The organism is Absicoccus intestinalis, assembly GCF_033971885.1.
GTDB classification, from domain to species: domain Bacteria; phylum Bacillota_I; class Bacilli_A; order Erysipelotrichales; family Erysipelotrichaceae; genus Absicoccus; species Absicoccus intestinalis.
This window is the reverse complement of the sequence record NZ_JALBUS010000026.1, coordinates 1-20,977: the sequence shown is the minus strand read 5'-3', so window position 1 is coordinate 20,977 and position 20,977 is coordinate 1. Positions and strand designations below refer to the sequence as shown.

Here is a 20,977-nt window from a genome sequence, read left to right as displayed (position 1 = left end):
CACGATCCGGTAGCGATAGCGGAGTGGATACACCTGTTGACATCCCGAACACAGAAGTTAAGCACTCCCGCGGCGAAGATAGTTGGGCCTGCCCCTGCGAACCTAGCACGCTGCCGGGTCTTTTTTTATGTTTACTCTCTTCTTTTTTTTGAGTATCATAATACATATGAATAAAACCGATTTACAGAATCAAATTTCCCAATTCATTATCCGTGATCAAAAAGATCTCGCATTCGACTATTTGGAAATATATAAAAGAGAATTTGGAAAGGATGTTTTCTACTATTTATCTTATTCCGATTTATTGATCCAAATCGAAGACTATGAAACCGTGATTCAGATCATGGAAGAAGCCTTAGGGCATCATATGCATAATTCCTTGATCAAAGAACGTTTAGCGGATGGATATTTTGGTAAAAATCAATTTAAGAAAGCACAAATGATTTATCAACAATGTGATATCAATGCCGATGATCCTTCGGCATTACATATCCGATACATGTTGGGATTATGTGCTATGAAACTACAACAATATCCTCAAGCCATCTCCTATTTCGAAGATGTTTTATTGGATCAATCACAAAATAAGAAAGCCTTATATTATTGTGGCATTGCCTATGGATTAGAGAATCGTGAGCATTTATGTAAAGAATATTTAAAACGTTATATACAACTGGAACCAAAAGGAATCTATGATGTATGTGAAAAATTTTTGTGGCTGAAAAAGTTGGATCTTGCATTTGAATTCATTCAACAAATCCATGATCCATGTAGACAGAAAGAATATCTGATTCAATATCATATTTCCAAAGATGATGTTTCACAAGCCATTGCTATTGCGGAAGCGTTGTATAAAGAAGTACCCAATCTTCGTCATTTGGATGAATTAGCTAGTTTATATGATCGCAATAAAGCGTATGATCAAGCAAACCAACTCTATGATACATTGATCCATATGCCAGATGATGATTCATTATCGATGTTGCAGTCCATTCAATTTCATTTATCTGCTTATCAAAGAACGCAAAATCGAAATTATAAAAAGTATATTCTGATGCATTTACAAGATGCCAAAAAGGATATGGACATCTTCTTATATATATTTCACTTTGCGCAAGTTATGCAAGATATGGAATTATCGGAATGGTTCATAGATCAAAAGCCTTTTTTTCACGATATCCGACAAGAACAAGAATATTATCGTTTGGTGATGCGTTATTATTTACGCACCCATAAATATGAAGAGGGATTCAAGTATTTACAGACCATGGATCCAGAAAGTTTTGAGGACTATTATAAATTACGTGTTGTTTTTGAATTTTATTTGTGCCAATTTGATCAAGTTTTTCAACATTATCAAATGGCCATGCCCAATGGATTGGTTGCTTACATGGCCTTTGTATCCATGGGGCTGCTACATAAAGAAGGCGAAGCTACAGATTTTTTGGCTCATTTTATGGATTATGCCAATGAGAATCCAGATACGGAAGATCTTGATATTTTTTATGAATTATTGGAAGACATCCAAAAAAATCGTAGCCATTCTTAGAGGAGGACCGAATGTCTCTAGTCAGTATTATTGTACCTATATATAATGCGGAAGCCTATATTAAAAAATGTTTACATTCGCTAGTGAATCAAACCTACAAAGAGATTGAAATATTATTGATCGATGATGGCTCGCAAGATCATTCTTGCGATGTTGCCAAAGAATATGTACAAGAATATTCCAACGTACATCTTTTTACATATCCAAATGCAGGTGTCTCTACAGCTCGAAATCGAGGGTTACAGTTGGCATCGGGAACCTATGTGATGTTTGTCGATAGTGATGATCACATGGATCTTGAAACAATTGAAGTCATGGTTCGTTATATGGAAGAGAATCATTGTGATTTAGTGACATGTGGTTATGTGATTGATTGTTCCTTTGGATGTTTCTATCGAAGGGGTTGTAAAACGGGGACAATGACATCGATTGAAGCATTGCATTCTTTGGCAAGAGGAACAGGTATCAATAATTATCCATGGGCGAAGTTATATAAGAAAAAATTATTTGAGGGAATCACATTTCCTGAAAATAGATCTCGTTTTGAAGATGCGTATACCATTTTTAAAACCATGATCAAAGCCAAAAAAATTGGTAATGTGTCTTCACGATACTATCATTATGTACAACATGCAGGTTCTTTGACCAATCGAATGAATGTAGAAATGATCTATCAAATGCGAGATTCAATTGAATATCAGGATACTTATTTAAAGAAAGTCTATCCAAAAGAAACATTTCATTTTGATCAACTATATTTTAATGCGGATATGATGATCTTATATACCATGCTTCGACAAAAGAATCATGCAAAATATGTACCAGCAACTATTGATTGGGAACAGATCCATTCCATCTATCATGTCGCTTATTTGGCATGGCGTCGTTTCGTGTTATGGCGATTGGGCTATTCTACCCTTACACAGGAAGATTTTGGTCATTAGTATGGAGTATGATAGAATAGACAAGGAATAATTGAGGAGAAAAAACATGGCATTTGAATCATTGAGTGATCGTCTTTCCAAGGCGATGCGAAAAATATCTGGACAGGGTAAGCTGACCGAAAAGAATATGAATGACATGCTGAAAGAAGTGCGTATGAGCCTTCTGGAAGCGGATGTCAATTATGATGTAGTAAAAAATTTTGTGGCGGATGTCAAAGAAAAAGCATTAGGCCAAGAGGTCATGGAATCTTTAAATCCTTCACAAATGGTCGTTAAGATTGTTCATGATGAGGTCCAGACCCTATTGGGCGAAGAAGATGCACAGATTCATTTCAAGAAGCAAGGCATGACAACCATCATGATGGTGGGTCTACAAGGTACAGGTAAAACGACTGCATCCGCAAAAATTGCGAAATATTGTAAGGAAAAATTAAAAAAACGGGTTCTATTGGTTGCTTGTGATGTGGTGCGGCCAGCCGCTATTGAACAGTTACAAACATTGGGGAAAGAAATCGATGTGGAAGTCTTTTCCTTGGGTGCAAATGTCAATGCGGTCCAGACTGCTCGACAAGCATTGGATTATGCGAATGATCGTCAAAAAGATTTGGTGATTTTTGATACCGCTGGTCGTTTACATATCGATGAAGCATTGATGCAAGAATTGTCTGATATGAAAGCTCTTGTCCAACCCGACGAGATCTTATTGACCGTCGATGCGATGACCGGTCAAGACATTGTGACCGTAGCAAAGGATTTTAATGAGCAATTGTCTATTACTGGCCTAGTTGTGACAAAATTAGATGGTGATGCACGTGGTGGTGGCTTGTTGTCGGTCCGCAGCATTACGCAAGTACCGGTATTATTTGTATCCAATGGTGAAAAAGTAGATGACTTGGAAGCCTTCCATCCGGATCGAATGGCCGATCGTATCTTAGGTATGGGTGACGTCATGACGTTGGTCGAGCAAGCACAAGAACGACTCGATATGGAAGTTCAAGAAAAAACTGCGAAACGTATGCAAGAGGGCATTTTTACCTTTAATGACATGCTGGACCAATTTGGACAAGTCAAGAAAATGGGTTCCATCCAAAATATGATGAAGATGGTTCCAGGCCTGAATAAATTGGCTCGAAATATGGATACGGACGTAGTCGATAGTGAAATGAAACGATCCGAAGCCATCATTCAGTCGATGACACCGTATGAAAGAGACCATCCTGAAGTTTTAAAGGCGAGCCGCAAAAATCGAATCGCAAAGGGTTCGGGTGTCAAAGTTGCTGATGTCAATAAATTGATCAAACAATTGGAACAGATGCAATCGATGACCCGAATGATGTCGAGTGGTCGTATGCCAAATATGTCTGCGCTACAAAATATGCAGCGAGGCGGTGGCTTGCCAGGTGGTTCCAAACATGCTGGTAGTAAAAAAATGAAAAAGAAAAGAAAAAAGAAAAGAAAATAAATAGATAGGTGTCAAGTAAAAATACTTGACACCATTTTATCGGTTTGGTATAGTAGGGAAGCAATCAAGAAAAGGAAGGTATATCGTATGGTAAAATTACGTTTAAAAAGAATGGGTAAAAAGGGTCATCCTTTCTATCGTATCGTAGCAGCGGATTCTCGTAGTCCTCGTGATGGACGTATCATTGAACAAGTAGGTACATATAATCCATTGAACGATGAGGCACAAGTCTCTTTAGATGAAGAAAAAGTAATGAAGTGGTTACAAAATGGTGCACAACCATCAGATACAGTTCGTTCGATCTTATCTAAACAAGGACTTATGAAAAAATTCCATGAGTCTAAATTGGCTAAATAACTATGGTCGATCTAGAAAAAACGCTTTATGATCTGTGTGCGCCATTGGTAGAGGATAAGAACAGTTTATCTGTAAAAACAATGACATCAACCAATGAAAATGAGATCTTATTGTATGTGTATGCAAACAATGAAGATGTTGCTCGTTTGATTGGGCGTCATGGTTCCATGGCTACCAGTCTTCGTCAAATGATGTCGATTGCTGCACGCGATGAACACAAAAGAATTTCTGTGAAATTCGAATCGTATTAGGATGTGACTTTTCACATCCTTGTTTTTTTAGGAGGTATTTTATGGTAAAGGTTGCTAAAATAATCAATACACACGGTCTAAAAGGAGAATGTAAGCTTTATTTGATCACGGATGATGTAGATGATCGTTTTCAAACGGGTCGAGAATTGTACTTAGCCGATCAAACAAAGATGGTTGTCCAATCGTTTCGTATGCAAAAGGGATTTGGTTATGTAAAATTCGAAGGCATCACGACCATCGAGCAAGCAGAAGCATTAAAAACCAAAGATCTTTTTATTCCCATTTCAGATCTACCTCCCTTACCAGAAGGACACTATTATTTCTATGAATTGATGGATTGTGATGTTTACAATGCACAAGGCGAAAGATTAGGCAAAGTCTTGGAAATCTTAGAAACAGGTGCGAACCTAGTGTTACGAATTGGCACAAAGGAAGAAAATTTCTTGTGCCCTTATGTACCTACGTTTATTCAATTAGTGGATGTTGATGAAAAAAAGATCATCATCCAAGAAATGGCAGGCTTACGATGAAGATTTCGATTTTGACGCTCTTTCCTTCTTACTTTGATGCATTTTTATCCACGAGCATCATCAAAAGAGCCTATGAAAAAGGCTTATTTTCCTTTGAAACCATTGACTTTCGTTCCTTTACACATGAAAAACATGGTCATGTAGATGATACGCCCTATGGGGGTGGGGCCGGTATGGTTTTGATGTGTCAACCCATTCTCGATGCATTGGCCTCCATTCGCACACCAGAAAGTACCGTTATTTTACTAAGCCCGCAAGGAAAGACCTTCAATCAATACATGGCAATCGATTTATCAAAAAAGTCTCATCTCATTTTTATTTGCGGGCATTATGAAGGATTTGATGAAAGAATCCGCGATTATGTCGATATGCAAGTATCACTGGGTGATTTTGTATTGACAGGAGGAGAACCAGCCTGCCAAGTGATGTGTGATGCAATCGTGCGCATGGTGGATGGGGTGATTAAGAAAGATTCCAGCAGCGATGATTCGTTTAGTCATGGGTTATTGGAATATCCCCAATACACGCGTCCTGAAATTTATGATGGCAAAAAGGTACCCGATGTATTATTAAGTGGGCATCATGCCAATATAGCCAACTGGCGTCACAAACAAGCATTAAAAAATACCGCTCTTCATCGTCCGGATTTATTAAAACAGCAAAAATTAAGCATAGAAGATCAAGAAATTGTCGATTCTATCTTGAAAAGTAAGGAAAAATAAGATAATATAGTTAAGCATTTATGCCGATGTGTTCCGCTGGCAGTTTTGTGAATGAACAAGATCATCGAAAACGAAAAAGGAGGACATAGAAATGAATCTAAATTTAGTGAATGAAATCACAAAATCACAATTAAAAAGTGATATTCCTGCCTTCCGTTCAGGAAGTACAGTACGTGTACACGTTAAGATCGAAGAAGGTGGCAAATCTCGTATCCAAGTATTCGAAGGTGTAGTCATCGAACGTAGTGGTGGAGGAATCTCTGAAACTTTTACCGTACGTAAAATGTCAAGTGGAATTGGTGTTGAACGTAAGTTCCCATTGCATTCACCAATTATCACAAAGATCGAAGTCGTACGAAATGGTAAGGTTCGTCGTAACAAGCTAGGTTATTTAAGAGGACGTTCTGGAAAATCTGCTCGTTTAAAAGAAATACGATAAACTGAAGCCGTTTCGACGGCTTTTTTATTAAGACGATAGGAGGTTTTCCCAGTGAAAAAGATCAATAAGAAAAAAAAGATCGAATATGATCGAGATGATGAACGAACACTGAGCGAAGATATTCTTGATTTTATCAAAGTATTTGCGATCAGTGCTCTGGTCATTCTTTTATTCATGCATTTCATCGCATATCCTGTGAATGTATCGGGACGTAGTATGGTACCAACCTTACAAAATGGGGAATATGGATTCACCAATATCATTAATCTTGCTTTTCGGCAACCAACTCGTGGAGATATTGTTGTTGTGGATATGTACAATGAAGATACGCAACAAAATGAAAAATGGGTCAAACGCATTATTGGTTTGCCCGGAGAAACGATCGAATGTAAAGATGAAATCATCTACATTGATGGCAAAGCACTGGATGAATCCAGCTATATTTCTTCTTCATATCGTCAAAAAATGATTGATGAATATGGTTATTTCAATATGGATTTTTCGGCTGTAAAACTAGGTAAGGATCAATATTTTGTGATGGGAGATAACCGTCCGTATTCGAAGGACTCTCGATATAAAGATGTCGGTCCAATCAAAAAATCGCAAATTTTTGGTGATGGTATTTTTGTAATCTGGCCTTTAAATGCCATTGGAGGTAAATAATGCCTAAGATTCAGTGGTTTCCTGGTCATATGACCAAAGCCAAGCGAGAGATGGAACAATATTTGAAATTGGTCGATTTTGTGATTGAAATTCGTGATGCACGAATTCCTATTTCGTCCAAAAATCCCATGCTTGAACAAATGATCAAAAATAAGCCTCATTTGATCGTTTTATCAAAAATTGATAAAGCCAATCCGGAAATGACCCAACAATGGGTCCATCAACTCGAAAATCATCGCGTGAAGGTCTTGGCATTGGATTTGCTCCATCAAAATTTTAAAGCGCAGATTTCCCATGCGGGAAAAATACTTTGTCAACCTTTGATTGAGAAACAAAAGCGTAGAGGTATCCGTCCTCGTCCTTTGCGAGCTATGGTTTGTGGTATCCCAAATGTAGGAAAGAGTACTTTTATTAATACTGTAGCCCATAAGAAAGCAGCACAAACAGCCAATCGTCCCGGAGTCACAAAATCGTTACAATGGATTCGTTTTAATGCGGATATTGAATTATTAGATACACCAGGGGTTTTATGGCCAAAATTTGATGATGAAGAAATCGGCTTAAAATTAGCTTTGTTGGGAGCGGTACGCGATGAAGTTGTCGCGATGGAAGACCTGGCTTTGTTTGCTTGTGATTGGATGATAAAGAATTGTCCCGATGCACTTATCCAGTATTATCAGATTGAAATTCAATCTACACCGTATGAAACACTTTTAGAAATTGGCCGAAAACGCGGTATGTTTCAAGGAAAAGCAATCGATGAAGAGCGATTGATGAAAAGTTTTGTGAAAGATATACGCGACAATAAATGTGGACGGATCACTTGGGAGTTTCCAAATGATTGAGCATCCATTGGAATGGGATCATGACCAGATTCTCGTGGGTATTGATGAAGCTGGAAGAGGACCCATGGCTGGACCTCTGGTCGTGAGTGGAGTGGTATTTCCTTATGGATATGAAAATAAAGAATTGGATGACTCCAAGAAATTGACTGAAAAAAAACGTGAAACTTTATTTTCTTTGATCAAAAAAGATGCACTTTGGTATGACATATGTTTTGTGGATGAGCCAACCATTGATCGAAAAAATATATATAAAGCATGCCAAGATGCGATGATTGAAATTGCGATGGCAGCCCCGGTATCGATTGTTTTAACGGATGCCATGAAATTGCCAGGTGTGGATAAAAATGTATATTCCATTATAAAAGGTGATCATAAATCAATTTCTATTGCGGCTGCCAGTATTCTTTCGAAAGTATCGAGAGATCATTATATGCAGCATTTGGATGCCCTCTATCCACAATATGGATTTGCGAAACATAAAGGATATCCAACCAAAGCTCATAAAGCTGCCCTGGAAAGATATGGTGTCTTACCTTGTCATCGAAAAAGCTATGGGCCCGTCAAAGAAGCATTGGAAATCAAATTATTTTAGACGCTTAGCGTCTTTTTTTCGTATAGGAACATATGAAAAATACATTATCAAAAGCCATTTTATCCTATGCGATCCAATACCATGGGCAATGGAGCGCCATTGGTCAAGCCATTAAAAACAACCAACCCTATCAGCCGGTCACGTGTACCACAAACTATGTCACGATCATGGATGATGCGTATCCTATTTGTTTTCGTCGTTTGCGCTATCCACCATGGATCTTATTCTATAAGGGAAAACTCGAATTGTTGGATCAACCATCCATTGGCATCGTTGGAGCTCGTCAATGCTCTTCTCAAGCATTGATCAATACATCGACAGTCGTGAAACGTCTACGTGATCGATATTGTATCGTAAGTGGTTTGGCGAAAGGCATCGATGGACAAGCCCATCGCATGGCCAGCGATACGATTGGTTTTATTGGGTGTGGGATCGATCGCATCTATCCAAAAGAAAATGCCGACTTATATGCATCGATGTCGTTGCATCAATTGATCATGAGCGAATATCCTTTGGATACGCCACCTTATCGTTCGCATTTTCCTTGGCGGAATCGGTTGATTGCTGGTAGCATTGATGCTTTGATCGTCATTGAGGCTACCCATAAAAGCGGCACTATGTTGACTGTCAATGAATGCAACACATTAGGGGTTCCAGTGTTTTGTTTGCCGACTGCTTTTGAAAATGAAACCTATCCAGGATGCAATCATTTAATTGAAGCGGGAGCCATGATCATACCCGATCCATCGGCTTTGGATACGATATTGTGATTGACAAAAAAGTGATTTTATTGTTTTATGTAACTTGAATTGGGGGAAGGACCATGAAAAAACATTTAGTGATTGTCGAGTCGCCTTCAAAATCGAAGACGATTGAAAAATACTTAGGAAACGATTATAAAGTGGTTTCCAGTAAGGGACATGTGTGTGATCTTGCTACACGTGGAAAAGAAGGATTAGGAATCGATGTCGATCATGATTTTGAGCCAACCTATACCATTAGTAAAGATAAAAAAGATGTTGTCAAAGAATTAAAAGCCGATGTCAAAAATGCGCAAGATGTTTATTTGGCAAGCGACCCCGACCGTGAAGGGGAAGCCATCGCATGGCATTTAGCACGCGTCTTGGATCTGGATGTAAATACGACCAATCGGATCGTTTTTCACGAAATTACCAAGCCAGCGGTTTTAGATGCTTTAGAACATCCGACCCATATCGATATGGATCTGGTTCGTTCACAAGAAACACGACGTATGTTGGACCGTATCATTGGTTTTAAATTAAGCAAATTATTACGAAATAAAATTCAGTCCAAATCGGCAGGACGTGTTCAATCGGTCGCCTTGCGATTGATCGTTGAGCGCGAAAATGAAATCAATGCATTTAAACCCAAAGAATATTGGACCGTACATGCCAATGTAACCAAGGGAAAAAAGACATTTGAAGCGGTCTTGGATAAAGTAGATGGCAAAAAAGCAAAATTAAATAATGAAGACGATGCGAAAGCTGTGGTGGATCGTTGCCATGAAGAATATGTGGTCACCAAATTGACCAAGCGTTCGAAAAGCAAAAAAGCACGTTTACCATTCACAACATCCACGCTGCAACAAGAAGCGAGTACGAAGTTAAATTTTGGTGCACGGAAAACCATGAGTGTTGCTCAACGCTTGTACGAAGGAATTGATGTTGGATCTGGCCAAGAAGGATTGATTTCCTATATGCGTACGGATTCAACGCGATTATCACCAATTTTTGTACAGGATGCAGAAAACTATATCGAGCAAACATTTGGAAAAGAATATATGGGGAAAGCACATCAAAAAAATAGTGCAAATGCACAGGATGCCCATGAAGCCATTCGTCCTACGGATATCACGCGTACACCGGAATCCATCAAAACCTATTTAAATAATGATGAATTTCGTTTGTATTCATTGATTTATGCTCGTACGTTAGCTTCATTGATGCATGATGCTAAATTTGACGTGACAACCGTATTGATCGACAACAATGGCTGTCAATTTAAAGCCAGTGGACAAGTTATGACGTTTGATGGATATACGAAAGTATATGGTAAGTATGAAAAATCGACGAATGAACTATTGCCGAAATTGGCTGAAAACGAAGTATTAGAGCACGTAGCCATTGATAGTAAACAACATTTTACTGAACCACCTGCTCGATATACCGAAGCCAAGTTGATCAAGGACCTAGAAGAAAAGTCAATTGGTCGTCCAAGTACCTATGCAACCATTATTGATACGATTCAAAAGCGAGGTTATGTCACTTTAGAAAAAACATCTGAAACATCGCGCACAAAAGTATTCAAGCCAACCGAACAAGGTGTTTTAACGGATTCAAAACTTCAACAATATTTCTCAAGTGTCATCAATGTGGAATATACCGCCAATATGGAAAAGTCTTTGGATGAAATTGCTGAAGGGCAGCAAGATAATATTGCTTATTTGCATAAATTCTATGATTTCTTTGCCCCACTTGTTGACGAAGCGTATGAAAAGATGCCCAAGAAGGAATTGGAGCGAGTGGGACGGACATGTCCCGATTGTGGCGGTGAATTGGTCTATCGCAATGGTCGCTATGGTAAATTTATTTCTTGTATCAATTTTCCAAAATGTAAGCATACCGAAACATTAGATGTTCCTAAAGAAGCGCAAGGCGAAGAAAAAATCTGTCCCAATTGTGGCGGAAAGATGGTCATCAAACGAGGCCGCTATGGTGAATTCTGGGCTTGTTCGAATTATCCAAAATGTAAGACCATCGTGCCTTTAAAAGAAAAAGCGAAACCAGAACCAACGGGTGAAATGTGTCCAGAATGTGGTCATGAATTGGTGCGTCGTCGATCTCGTTATGGTAAGATCTTTATTGGTTGTTCGAACTATCCAAAGTGTCATTATATAAAAAAAGAACCGAAAACAAAGAAAAAAGAAATGGAAAAAGAAGAAGGATAATATGCAAGAAGTCACAGTGATTGGTGCTGGATTAGCTGGAAGTGAAGCAGTCTGGCAGTTGATAAAACGAAATATTCCTGTGCATTTGATTGAAATGCGGCCGGTGAAATCGCCGGCTGCTTTTCATACGGCACAATTTGCTGAATTGGTTTGTTCGAATTCATTGCGTTCAAATTCGATGCAAAATGCGGTCGGCATTTTGAAAGAAGAATTACGAATGTTGGATTCCATCGTCATGAAGGCGGCGGATAGCCATGCCGTTCCAGCTGGCAGTGCGTTGGCAGTGGATCGCCAAGAATTTTCAAAAATGATCACCGATACGCTGACCCATTCGCCTCTTGTTCGCATCACCCATGAAGAAGTTACCGATATTCCGAATGGACCCACTATCATTGCGGCAGGTCCATTGACTAGCGATGCTTTGGCGGCATCGATTCATTCATTTGTACAAACGGATGCACTGCACTTTTATGATGCGGCAGCACCCATCATTGAAAAAGATTCCATTGATTTTTCCAAAGCGTATTATAAATCACGTTATGATCGCGGTGAAGCAAGTTATATCAATTGTCCAATGAATCAAACTGAATTTGATGCATTTTATGATGCTTTGATTCATGCGCAATGTGCCCAACTTCATGATTTTGAACAGACATACTTTGAAGGTTGTATGCCAGTCGAAGAAATGGCGAAACGAGGTAAAAAGACTTTATTATTTGGGCCTTTGAAACCGGTGGGATTAGAAAAAGATGAAAATGCGCATCCAGTTGCGGTTGTACAATTACGTCAAGATAATGTGGCAGCTACGATGTATAATATAGTTGGTTTTCAGACCCATTTGACATGGCCTGAACAACGCCGTGTTTTTTCACTGATTCCTGGTCTTGAACATTTAAAGATCACGCGATATGGTGTCATGCATCGAAATAGTTTTCTTTCAAGTCCACAAGTATTACGAGAAACGTATCAATCAAAACAACGCGATGATTTATTTTTTGCCGGTCAATTAACGGGTGTTGAAGGCTATGTAGAAAGTTGTGCGAGTGGTATGATTGCCGGGATCAACATGGCTCGTTTGATCCAAGGAAAACAACCCATTGCGTTTGGCAATACGTGTATCATGGGTTCGCAAGCCTACTATATTACGCATTGTGATCCCAAGCACTTTCAACCCATGAATGCGAATTTTGGGATTGTCCATTTTACTGAAAAATGTAAAAAGAAAGAGCGCAAAGAGCGTATGGCGTCGCAAGCTATTGCTCGCATCAAAGAGATCGAGGAAATGCTATGAATGAATGGATCGGCCGATTTCTAAAATATGTGTATAATGCGCATTCGCGATCCGAAGATACACAAGCTGCTTATCGGAACGATCTAGATCAACTTCGAGATTATTTGACCAGTCAAGGCATCACTTCTTTTGCGGATGTGGATCGCATCACCATATTGAATTTTATTGCGCAATTTCAACAAACACATGATGCCAAGCCAGCTACCATGGCACGTAAGTTATCGACCTATCGTTCGTTTTATCGATATTTAAATGAATATATGGGAGTAGAGGCTCAACCTTTAGAATCGATTCAATCTCCCAAACATCGTCAAAAGATACCGGAATTCTTGTTTGTGAATGAGATCCAAAACTTTTTAGACACCTATGATACCAGTGATTTGAATCAATTACGAGATAAAACCATGTTTACGATGTTATATGCATGTGGTTTACGAGTAGGTGAGCTAACGCATTTGGTTTGGGCTGATATCGATCTAGAAGATCGAATTGTTCATCTGACCGGAAAAGGGGACAAACAACGAATCGTACCTTTTTTTCAAGGTTTTGAGAAAACATTATGCGATTATAAGTTGCGCTATTGGCAAACGATTGCCAAGGATGATCATGTATTTGTGAATGCTCGTGGGAAAGCTTTTACATCACGAGGCATCCAATATTTGATGCAAAAACATGCGGATGATATCGGCATGCTTATGAAAGTACATCCACATATGTTTCGTCATAGTTTTGCGACACATCTGTTGGATAATGGAGCAGATATTCGTATTGTGCAAGAACTTTTAGGTCATGCCAGTTTATCGACAACACAAATTTATACGCATGTATCTATATCTAAAATGAAAAGTACATATCAACAAGCGCATCCCATGGCGCATGTAAAAAAAATATAGGAGTGAGGGATCATTATGGAATTTTGTCATTTGACCGAAACTGAATATCAACAATTTCAACAACAACATCCATATGGAAATTTTATGAGTGCGATAGAATCGATGCATGTCAAAGAAGATGAAGGCTGGAAAGTCGAATTCGTTGGCGTAAAGGAAAATGGCAAGATTGTTTTAGCTACGCCATTAACATCCATTCCTGTCATGAAAGTATATCGTTATTTTTATGCGCAACGGGGCTTTTTAATGGATTATCACCGCATGGATGTGTTGACTTTCTTTACGACCGAAATCAAGAAATATTTAAAAAAACAAAAAGGCCTATATCTAGAAGTAGATCCGAATGTTTTGTATAAAGAAAGAGACATTGATGGAAATCTTGTACCAAATGGGTTTGATAATAGCTATGTGGTTGAAAATATGAAAAAGGCGGGTTATATCCATCAAGGATTTACGCGTGGCTATGGTACAGGTCAGATGCGATGGATCTTTTCTTTGTATTTCAAAGATCGAGATGCACAAACGATGTTAAAAAGTTTTCATCAACAAACTCGTTGGTCCATCAATCGAACCAAAAAAGAAGGCGTTCAAGTCCGTGAATTAGGCTTGGATGAAGTTGATATTTTCTTGAATATGATGAAAGAGACAGCTTTGCGCCGGGGGTTTGAAGAGCGAGACCGCAATTTTTATGTTTCACAAATTAAGGAATTTACCAAAACCAATCATGGAAAGCTGCTTTTGGCTTATTTAGATCTGGATGCTTTTAAAGCAAATTTGGTTCAGGAACAAAAGCAGTTGGAAGCAGAAAAAGCAGATGTGGATATGAAGTTAGCCCAAATTCCAAATTCAAAAAAATTTGTGAAGCGAGCGAAGGTATTGACTGAAAATTTAGCTATTAATGCCAAAAAACAAGGGCGAGCGGATCAATTAAAGCAACAATATGGATCAGTATTAAATATGGCCACGACCTTTTTTATCATTTCCAATGGAGAAGTGGTATATATGCATAGTGCAACCAATGATGCCTTTCGCAAGTTTTATGCACCCTATGCGTTGCAATGGTATATGATCCAATATGCAATTGATCATCATATTGACCGATATGATTTTTATGGTATTTCAGGCATCTTCGATAAAGACGATCCAAGCTATGGCGTGTATGATTTTAAACGTGGATTTACTGGTCAAGTCGAAGAATTGGTGGGTGTTTTCCTTTTGCCGATTCATGAGCATGCCTATAAGATCTATCAGAAATTAAAAGGATAATTTGCAAAAGGTTCCTGCTTTGTGTTAATATTAAAAAGCATGAATATGCAAATACACACATCATGAATTCGTTTGCCCGTGCACTTTTTTGTGTTGCATTCGTTTGAAATGGTGGAGGAGTAACGGAAAGGAAGGACATTTATGTCAGAAAAAATTGTATCAATGAAAAAATTGTTAGAGAATGGTGTACATTTTGGACATCAAACTCGCCGTTGGAATCCAAAGATGAAACCATACATCTATACAAGTCGTAATGGTGTATATATCATCGATTTGGACACAACGTTGGAAGGTATTGAAGCTGCGTATGCTGAATTGAAAGCCATTAGTGAACGTGGTGGTAAAGTTTTATTTGTAGGAACCAAGAAGACAGCTGCTGAAACGATCGAAGCACAAGCTTTGCGTTCAGGCTCTTTCTATGTCAACAAACGTTGGTTAGGTGGTATGTTGACAAACTTCCGTACGATCCAAAAACGTGTTCGTCGTTTGGTTGAAATCGAAGAAATGGAAGCCAGTGGTAAAATTGAAGTATATACGAAAAAAGAACAAGCTGGTCTTCATAAAGAAAAAACCAAATTGGAAAACTCTTTAGGTGGAGTCAAGGAAATGAAGAAATTGCCAGATGCAATCTTTGTTGTTGATCCAAAAGAAGAGCACAATGCAATTGCCGAAGCTAAAAAGTTAGGCATTCCTGTATTCGCTATGTTGGATACAAACTGTGATCCAGATGATGCCGATTATCCAATCGCATCCAATGATGATTCACAACGTTCGATCGAATTGATCACGACTTTGATGGCCGATGCTATCGTAGACGCGAAGGGCGGATTGCTTGAATTGGCTTATTTAGGTGATGATGAAGAAGATGTAACGATGGATGATGTCATCAAGAATGTAGAAGCACAAATTGCTGAAAACGAACGTCGTCGTCGTCAAAGAAATGAAGAGCGTCGTAGAAGAAATGCAGAGCGTCGTAATCGTCGTTTCAACCGCAATCGTAGTACAAATGGTACCCAAGCAAACCATGCAGATGCAAAACCAGAACAAAAACCTGCAGAATCTGCTGAATAATTCATAAGAAAAGGAGATCGATAAATATGGCAATCAAGGCATCTCAAGTAAAAGAACTGCGTGAAAAAACGGGCGCAGGAATGATGGATTGTAAAAAAGCATTAACAGAAACAAAAGGTGATGTAGCCGCTGCCATTGATTGGCTTCGTGAAAAAGGTATTGCGAAGTCACAAAAAAAGGCTGGCCGTATTGCCGCTGAGGGATTGACTCGTGTCGCTACACAAGGCAATACAGGTGTCATTTTTGAAGTGAATTCAGAAACCGACTTTGTCGCAAAGAATGAGCAATTCTTACATTTATTAGATGTGATCGAAAAAGCATTATTAGAAGCAAAACCTGCTACGACAGAAGCGGCTTTAGAAGTGGAAACATCTGAAGGAAAAATCAATGATCTAATCATCAATGCAACGGCAACAATTGGTGAAAAAATTTCTTTCCGTCGTGTAGCTATTGTAGAAAAAGCAGACGATGAAACATTTGGTCAATACATGCATATGGGAGGAACCATTTCTAGTTTGGTTGTCACTAAAGGTGGCGATGATACCGTTGCGAAAAACGTAGCGATGCAAGTGGCTTCTATGAATCCAATTTATGCAACGGAAGCAGATATTCCAGAAGATGCATTCAATCATGAAAAAGATTTGCAAATGCAAATGATGAAGGAAGACCCAAAAATGGCCAATAAACCGGAAAAAGTATTGGAAAATATCTTGAAGGGTAAGGTAAAGAAACATTTCAAAGATCAATGCTTGGCGGATCAAGAATTCTTCTTGGATTCAAAGAAATCAGTTTCTCAATACTTGAAGGAAGAGAAGGCCGAAGTTATTTCTTTTGTCCGTTATCAAGTAGGTGAAGGAATCGAAAAGAAAGAAGAAGATTTTGCTGCTGAAGTTGCTGCACAAATGAAATAAAGATCTTTTATTCAGAGCTATGTGTATTCATAGCTCTTTTTTATTATTTGTTCTTAGTGTATAATTTGAGATAGAGACTTAAAGGAGTAAAAACGTATGTATAAACGGGTTTTATTGAAATTAAGTGGTGAAGCTTTGTCTGGGAATGGACAAGCGTTTGATCCAGAAGTATTAGCTGGATTGGCCAAAGAATTAAAAGAAATTCAACAAAAAGGAGTGGAATTGGCTATCGTTGTTGGTGGTGGTAATTTCATACGCGGAAAGATGCTCGCTCAAATGGGCATGAATCGTGCCCAAGGTGATTACATGGGTATGTTAGGAACGGTCATTAATGCCTTGGCGGTACAAAATGCATTGGAAAATGCAGGTGTAGATACGCGTGTACAAACCGCGGTCCATATGCAGGAAGTGGCAGAACCTTTCATTTTGCGTCGTGCGATTCGTCATTTGGAAAAAGGTCGTGTCGTAATTTTTGGAGCAGGAACGGGTTCTCCTTATTTTTCAACGGATACGACAGCCGCATTACGAGCATCGGAAATTGGGGCTGATGTGATCTTAATGGCAAAAAATGGGGTAGACGGCGTCTATGATAGTGATCCAAAGAAAAATCCAAATGCCAAAAAATTTAATTCCTTATATTATATGGATGTCTTGAATAAAGGATTACAAGTTATGGATTCAACCGCAATCAGTATGTGTATGGATAATGATATTGATTTGATCGTATTCAATATGAATGAGCGTGGTAATATTTTAAAAGCCATACAACAAACCGTAGATGGTACATTGATCACAAAAAAGAAGTAGAGGAGACAAAAATGACTGAAATTTTAGATAATGCAGAAATGAAAATGATGGCAGCCGTTGAAAATTTAGAAGATAATTTGCGTACATTACGAACGGGACGTGCCAATGCGGCTATTTTGGACCGTGTGGAAGTGGACTATTATGGAAGTCCAACACCGGTCAACCAAATGGCACGAATCAGTGTGGTAGAAGGGACGCAATTGGTTGTGAAGCCTTATGATCGTACATTGGTCAAAGCCATTGTCCATGCGGTTCAAGCGGCAAACTTAGGATTAAATCCACAAGGAGAAGCGGATTGCGTTCGTATTCAAGTGCCTCAATTGACAGGGGAGCGAAGACAGGAATTAGCTAAAAAAGCACAACAATATGGCGAAGAAGCAAAAGTAGCTATTCGGAATATTCGTCGTGAAGCCAATGATGCCATCAAAAAGGATAAAGAATTGCGTGAAGATGAAGAGAAGAGTGCTTTAGAAGATTCACAAAAATTGACAGATACATATATTAAAAATATTGAATCGGTTGTTGAAAAGAAAAAAGCAGATATCTTAAATGTATAGGCCCAATTCATCATTGGGTCTTTTTCAGAAAGGATTAGTCGTATGGAAGCAAACATTCCCCAAACGGTAGCCATTATCATGGATGGCAATGGACGCTGGGCCAAAGCACGTGGTTTACCACGAACGGCTGGACATAAACAAGGTGCAGAAGCCATCCGTACGGTGGCATTAGCTGCCAATAAAATGGGAATCCAAAAATTGATCTTATATGCGTTTTCAACTGAGAATTGGAAGCGTCCGGAACAAGAAGTGAGTTACTTGTGTAAGTTGCCCGGTATTTTCTTTAAACGATATATCAAGGAATTAATGGAGAACAATATCCGTGTTACTTTTGCCGGGGAATTGGAGCGATTTCCAGAAAGTACACAATCCGTGATCCAAAAGGCAGTGAATCAAACCGCTTGTAATACGGGATTGAATTTGGATATTGCAATCAATTATGGTTCACGTCGTGAACTTGTTTTGGCTATGCGGCAGTATGCGCAAGATGTGGCCGATGGAAAACGCTTGAATGATATGAATGAGGCAGGTGTTTCGGAGTATTTGATGGTCCCTGAAAATGTGGACCTGTTGATACGTACAAGTGGGGAATTGCGCCTATCCAATTTCTTGTTGTGGCAAATTGCCTATGCTGAATTTATTTTTACACCCATTGCTTGGCCGGATTTTGATTCGCAAGCATTAGCCGATTGTATCAAAGAATTTCAATCCCGGCATCGTCGTTTTGGAGGATTAGAAGATGAAAAATAGAATAATTACCGCAATCATCATCATTTTTATTGTTGCCTGCCCATTGGCTATGGGTGGCATTCCTCTGGAAATTTTATCCTTATTCATTGTGGCAACCAGTGCTTATGAATGGGCCCATGTTACGCCACGTTTTCCAAAATGGCCGGTCTTTATTGTTCCTGTCATGATGGCATCGGTCATATTGGCTCGATATGTACCTCAACATTGGTTGTTTGTCGTATATACCCTTACAACGGTGTTCTTTTGGACATTGACCATTTTTGTAGAAGATTTTGAAATTTCGGATGGTTTTTACTGCATTGCCTATTTTTTGATTTTGTCTTTGATCTATCGAACCATGGGATTCTTAGAAAATAATCATTATTATATGTTAACGATCGTATTCGCAACCTATGGATCGGATACCGGCGCATGGTTTGTGGGACGTCGCTATGGAAAGCATAAGATGAATCCACGTCTATCGCCAAAGAAAAGTTGGGAAGGCTTTGCGGGCGGCATTGTGTTTGGTGCTGTTTTAAGCTTAGTTGTTTCTTTCTTGTATTTGTCACAAGTAAATACGTTAATGAATGTCATTCTTTGTTTATGTTGTCCATTGGTCGCTGAAATTGGGGATTTATCTTTTTCAGCAATCAAACGCTATTATAAAGTAAAAGATTTCTCCAATTTATTACCAGGACACGGTGGTATTTTAGATCGAACTGATTCTCTTTTGATGAATATCCTATTTTGTGGTATTCTAGTAACCATATTCATGTAAAGGGGGAATCCTGTGCAGCTGATTATTGGTATCATTGCGTTTATCTTCATGTTGAGTGTCATCGTGATCATCCATGAATGGGGACATTTTATGGTGGCAAGACATTTTGGTGTATATTGTCATGAATTCTCCATTGGTATGGGGCCGGCACTCTATCAGAAAAAAGGAAAAGAAACGATTTTCTCGGTTCGTGCCATTCCTTTTGGCGGTTATGTCATGATGGCGGGAGAAGAAGACGGATCACAAGATGAGCAAGAAGATGACTGGTTAAAAGAAGTACCTGAAGATCGTCGGTTGAATCATAAACCATGGCCACAACAAATATGCATCCTGTTAGCTGGTATTTTTATGAACTTGATCTTAGCATGGGTTATTTTTGTGGGCGTAGCGATGGCTCGTGGATATGTAGTAGAACCGGCTCAACCGGTTGTATATCAAATTGTGGAAAATTCACCTGCTCAAAAGGCAGGCCTACAAAAGGACGATCGCATTCTAAAGGCAGAAAGTAGAACGGAATCTATCAAACCAGAAACACAATATGATTTGTTGGAGTGGATCCAGTATCATCATGATACGATCACATTAACAGTCAAACGAGATCAATCGACTTTCAAAACGCAAGTAAAGCCGCAATATGACAAAGAAAATTCAATTTATACGATTGGTTATCAGGCGATTGCCTATGCAAAAAACATTCAATGGTATGAAGCATTTGGTGTTGGCAGCCAGGATTTTGCGGAATCGAGTACGGCTATTTTCCAATCTTTGAATATGTTGATACATGGTAAAGGCTATGAAAATCTATCGGGTCCAGTCGGTATATTTAGCGTCACAAGCAAAACAACGCAAATGGGGCTTCTGGCTTATTTATCTTTATTTGCGATGATTTCTTTAAATATCGGTATTTTCAATGCGATTCCTATTCCTGCATTGGATGGTGGACGTGTGCTGATCACGTTGATTGAAGCCATCTTCCGTCGCAAGATCAATCAACAATTGGTCGAGAAGATCATTATGATCAGTTTTGCACTCTTGATGATGCTTTTTGTGTTTGCAACCTATAATGATATTGTTCGTTTTATTTAACCAGGGAAACCTGGTTTTTTCATGGATAAATTATCATAATAAGTGCAACAGCCTATAAGAATAAAAAAAGTCCATGGGTTCAATGATAAAATGTGAGTGAGAAAACAAACATTTATCAAGGAGAATCCCATGAACTACAACTATCTTAACATAAATGAGAGAACAGTCATATCTTTACTTGCTTCTTCTGACGTATCGATTCGTGAAATAGCGAAGCAACTTGGAAGAAGTCCGAGTACGATTTCCAGAGAATTGAAACGAAACCAAAC

At 38.8% G+C, this 20,977-nt stretch carries 24 protein-coding genes and 1 rRNA gene; all 25 read left to right on the top strand.

All coding sequences use genetic code 11. The features are described 5' to 3' along the window. Positions 1-5: 5 nt before the first annotated feature. Positions 6-119 (top strand): 5S ribosomal RNA (gene rrf / locus MOZ64_RS11160). Between the two features lie 47 nt (positions 120-166). After that, positions 167-1,549, top strand: coding sequence for a tetratricopeptide repeat protein (locus tag MOZ64_RS11155; protein ID WP_320326632.1), 1,383 nt, complete (start codon positions 167-169; stop codon positions 1,547-1,549). 11 nt (positions 1,550-1,560) lie between these two features. Then, the gene (locus tag MOZ64_RS11150) at positions 1,561-2,493 is read left to right on the top strand and encodes a glycosyltransferase family 2 protein (RefSeq protein WP_320326631.1); all 933 of its coding nucleotides are present in this window, start codon (positions 1,561-1,563) and stop codon (positions 2,491-2,493) included. Positions 2,494-2,539: 46 nt separating this feature from the next. Further along, positions 2,540-3,955, top strand: coding sequence for a signal recognition particle protein (gene ffh, locus MOZ64_RS11145; protein ID WP_320326630.1), 1,416 nt, complete (start codon positions 2,540-2,542; stop codon positions 3,953-3,955). An 87-nt stretch (positions 3,956-4,042) separates the two neighbouring features. After that, entirely contained in the window at positions 4,043-4,312 is a 270-nt protein-coding gene (rpsP, locus tag MOZ64_RS11140; RefSeq protein ID WP_320326629.1) for a 30S ribosomal protein S16, read from the top strand. A gap of 2 nt (positions 4,313-4,314) precedes the next feature. Further along, entirely contained in the window at positions 4,315-4,563 is a 249-nt protein-coding gene (locus MOZ64_RS11135) for a KH domain-containing protein (protein WP_320326628.1), read from the top strand. A 41-nt stretch (positions 4,564-4,604) separates the two neighbouring features. Then, entirely contained in the window at positions 4,605-5,093 is a 489-nt protein-coding gene (rimM, locus tag MOZ64_RS11130; protein WP_320326627.1) for a ribosome maturation factor RimM, read from the top strand. After that, positions 5,090-5,815 carry a tRNA (guanosine(37)-N1)-methyltransferase TrmD gene (trmD, locus tag MOZ64_RS11125; RefSeq protein WP_320326626.1) on the top strand — a complete coding sequence of 242 codons (726 nt, stop codon included), beginning with the start codon at positions 5,090-5,092 and terminating at the stop codon, positions 5,813-5,815. Before rimM ends, trmD begins: the two co-directional genes overlap by 4 nt. Positions 5,816-5,906: 91 nt before the next feature. After that, the gene (rplS, locus tag MOZ64_RS11120; protein ID WP_320326625.1) at positions 5,907-6,254 is read left to right on the top strand and encodes a 50S ribosomal protein L19; all 348 of its coding nucleotides are present in this window, start codon (positions 5,907-5,909) and stop codon (positions 6,252-6,254) included. 51 nt (positions 6,255-6,305) lie between these two features. Further along, positions 6,306-6,917, top strand: a complete 612-nt coding sequence (gene lepB / locus MOZ64_RS11115; RefSeq protein WP_320326624.1) for a signal peptidase I — start codon at positions 6,306-6,308, stop codon at positions 6,915-6,917. Beyond that, entirely contained in the window at positions 6,917-7,762 is an 846-nt protein-coding gene (ylqF, locus tag MOZ64_RS11110) for a ribosome biogenesis GTPase YlqF (protein ID WP_320326623.1), read from the top strand. Before lepB ends, ylqF begins: the two co-directional genes overlap by 1 nt. Further along, positions 7,755-8,354, top strand: a complete 600-nt coding sequence (rnhB, locus tag MOZ64_RS11105; protein ID WP_320326622.1) for a ribonuclease HII — start codon at positions 7,755-7,757, stop codon at positions 8,352-8,354. The genes ylqF and rnhB overlap by 8 nt, the downstream gene beginning before the upstream one ends. 32 nt (positions 8,355-8,386) lie before the next feature. Then, entirely contained in the window at positions 8,387-9,124 is a 738-nt protein-coding gene (locus MOZ64_RS11100) for a DNA-processing protein DprA (RefSeq protein ID WP_320326621.1), read from the top strand. Positions 9,125-9,177: 53 nt separating this feature from the next. After that, a complete protein-coding gene (gene topA, locus MOZ64_RS11095) occupies positions 9,178-11,322 on the top strand; it encodes a type I DNA topoisomerase (protein ID WP_320326620.1) in 2,145 nt (714 codons plus the stop codon). Between the two features lies 1 nt (position 11,323). Beyond that, positions 11,324-12,613 (top strand): methylenetetrahydrofolate--tRNA-(uracil(54)-C(5))-methyltransferase (FADH(2)-oxidizing) TrmFO, encoded by a 1,290-nt coding sequence (trmFO, locus tag MOZ64_RS11090; RefSeq protein WP_320326619.1) that lies wholly within the window; start codon positions 11,324-11,326, stop codon positions 12,611-12,613. After that, positions 12,610-13,506 (top strand): site-specific tyrosine recombinase/integron integrase, encoded by an 897-nt coding sequence (gene xerA / locus MOZ64_RS11085; protein ID WP_320326618.1) that lies wholly within the window; start codon positions 12,610-12,612, stop codon positions 13,504-13,506. Before trmFO ends, xerA begins: the two co-directional genes overlap by 4 nt. 15 nt (positions 13,507-13,521) lie before the next feature. Beyond that, complete coding sequence (locus tag MOZ64_RS11080; protein ID WP_320326617.1) at positions 13,522-14,769, top strand: peptidoglycan bridge formation glycyltransferase FemA/FemB family protein; 1,248 nt, start codon at positions 13,522-13,524, stop codon at positions 14,767-14,769. Between the two features lie 141 nt (positions 14,770-14,910). Then, positions 14,911-15,840, top strand: coding sequence for a 30S ribosomal protein S2 (rpsB, locus tag MOZ64_RS11075; RefSeq protein WP_320326616.1), 930 nt, complete (start codon positions 14,911-14,913; stop codon positions 15,838-15,840). A 26-nt stretch (positions 15,841-15,866) separates the two neighbouring features. Beyond that, positions 15,867-16,751 carry a translation elongation factor Ts gene (gene tsf, locus MOZ64_RS11070; protein WP_320326615.1) on the top strand — a complete coding sequence of 295 codons (885 nt, stop codon included), beginning with the start codon at positions 15,867-15,869 and terminating at the stop codon, positions 16,749-16,751. 96 nt (positions 16,752-16,847) lie between these two features. Continuing rightward, positions 16,848-17,558, top strand: a complete 711-nt coding sequence (gene pyrH / locus MOZ64_RS11065; RefSeq protein WP_320326614.1) for a UMP kinase — start codon at positions 16,848-16,850, stop codon at positions 17,556-17,558. Between the two features lie 11 nt (positions 17,559-17,569). Beyond that, positions 17,570-18,115, top strand: coding sequence for a ribosome recycling factor (gene frr, locus MOZ64_RS11060; RefSeq protein ID WP_320326613.1), 546 nt, complete (start codon positions 17,570-17,572; stop codon positions 18,113-18,115). Between the two features lie 42 nt (positions 18,116-18,157). Then, positions 18,158-18,865: an undecaprenyl pyrophosphate synthase gene (gene uppS / locus MOZ64_RS11055; RefSeq protein WP_320326612.1), complete on the top strand. Its 708-nt coding sequence runs from the start codon at positions 18,158-18,160 to the stop codon at positions 18,863-18,865. Then, complete coding sequence (locus tag MOZ64_RS11050) at positions 18,855-19,622, top strand: phosphatidate cytidylyltransferase (RefSeq protein WP_320326611.1); 768 nt, start codon at positions 18,855-18,857, stop codon at positions 19,620-19,622. The genes uppS and MOZ64_RS11050 overlap by 11 nt, the downstream gene beginning before the upstream one ends. Before the next feature lie 12 nt (positions 19,623-19,634). Beyond that, positions 19,635-20,708: an RIP metalloprotease RseP gene (rseP, locus tag MOZ64_RS11045; RefSeq protein WP_320326610.1), complete on the top strand. Its 1,074-nt coding sequence runs from the start codon at positions 19,635-19,637 to the stop codon at positions 20,706-20,708. A gap of 129 nt (positions 20,709-20,837) precedes the next feature. Further along, positions 20,838-20,977: helix-turn-helix domain-containing protein (locus tag MOZ64_RS11040; protein WP_320326633.1), on the top strand; the 140-nt coding region annotated here is incomplete at its 3' end.

Excerpts from the sequence above, each read along its gene's own strand:
- MOZ64_RS11155 (WP_320326632.1), top strand. The coding sequence starts at position 167 with ATGAATAAAACCGATTTACAGAATCAAATTTCCCAATTCATTATCCGT.
- MOZ64_RS11150 (WP_320326631.1), top strand. The coding sequence starts at position 1,561 with ATGTCTCTAGTCAGTATTATTGTACCTATATATAATGCGGAAGCCTAT.
- ffh (WP_320326630.1), top strand. The coding sequence starts at position 2,540 with ATGGCATTTGAATCATTGAGTGATCGTCTTTCCAAGGCGATGCGAAAA.
- rpsP (WP_320326629.1), top strand. The coding sequence starts at position 4,043 with ATGGTAAAATTACGTTTAAAAAGAATGGGTAAAAAGGGTCATCCTTTC.
- MOZ64_RS11135 (WP_320326628.1), top strand. The coding sequence starts at position 4,315 with ATGGTCGATCTAGAAAAAACGCTTTATGATCTGTGTGCGCCATTGGTA.
- rimM (WP_320326627.1), top strand. The coding sequence starts at position 4,605 with ATGGTAAAGGTTGCTAAAATAATCAATACACACGGTCTAAAAGGAGAA.
- trmD (WP_320326626.1), top strand. The coding sequence starts at position 5,090 with ATGAAGATTTCGATTTTGACGCTCTTTCCTTCTTACTTTGATGCATTT.
- rplS (WP_320326625.1), top strand. The coding sequence starts at position 5,907 with ATGAATCTAAATTTAGTGAATGAAATCACAAAATCACAATTAAAAAGT.
- ylqF (WP_320326623.1), top strand. The coding sequence starts at position 6,917 with ATGCCTAAGATTCAGTGGTTTCCTGGTCATATGACCAAAGCCAAGCGA.
- rnhB (WP_320326622.1), top strand. The coding sequence starts at position 7,755 with ATGATTGAGCATCCATTGGAATGGGATCATGACCAGATTCTCGTGGGT.
- MOZ64_RS11100 (WP_320326621.1), top strand. The coding sequence starts at position 8,387 with ATGAAAAATACATTATCAAAAGCCATTTTATCCTATGCGATCCAATAC.
- topA (WP_320326620.1), top strand. The coding sequence starts at position 9,178 with ATGAAAAAACATTTAGTGATTGTCGAGTCGCCTTCAAAATCGAAGACG.
- trmFO (WP_320326619.1), top strand. The coding sequence starts at position 11,324 with ATGCAAGAAGTCACAGTGATTGGTGCTGGATTAGCTGGAAGTGAAGCA.
- xerA (WP_320326618.1), top strand. The coding sequence starts at position 12,610 with ATGAATGAATGGATCGGCCGATTTCTAAAATATGTGTATAATGCGCAT.
- MOZ64_RS11080 (WP_320326617.1), top strand. The coding sequence starts at position 13,522 with ATGGAATTTTGTCATTTGACCGAAACTGAATATCAACAATTTCAACAA.
- rpsB (WP_320326616.1), top strand. The coding sequence starts at position 14,911 with ATGTCAGAAAAAATTGTATCAATGAAAAAATTGTTAGAGAATGGTGTA.
- tsf (WP_320326615.1), top strand. The coding sequence starts at position 15,867 with ATGGCAATCAAGGCATCTCAAGTAAAAGAACTGCGTGAAAAAACGGGC.
- pyrH (WP_320326614.1), top strand. The coding sequence starts at position 16,848 with ATGTATAAACGGGTTTTATTGAAATTAAGTGGTGAAGCTTTGTCTGGG.
- frr (WP_320326613.1), top strand. The coding sequence starts at position 17,570 with ATGACTGAAATTTTAGATAATGCAGAAATGAAAATGATGGCAGCCGTT.
- uppS (WP_320326612.1), top strand. The coding sequence starts at position 18,158 with ATGGAAGCAAACATTCCCCAAACGGTAGCCATTATCATGGATGGCAAT.
- MOZ64_RS11050 (WP_320326611.1), top strand. The coding sequence starts at position 18,855 with ATGAAAAATAGAATAATTACCGCAATCATCATCATTTTTATTGTTGCC.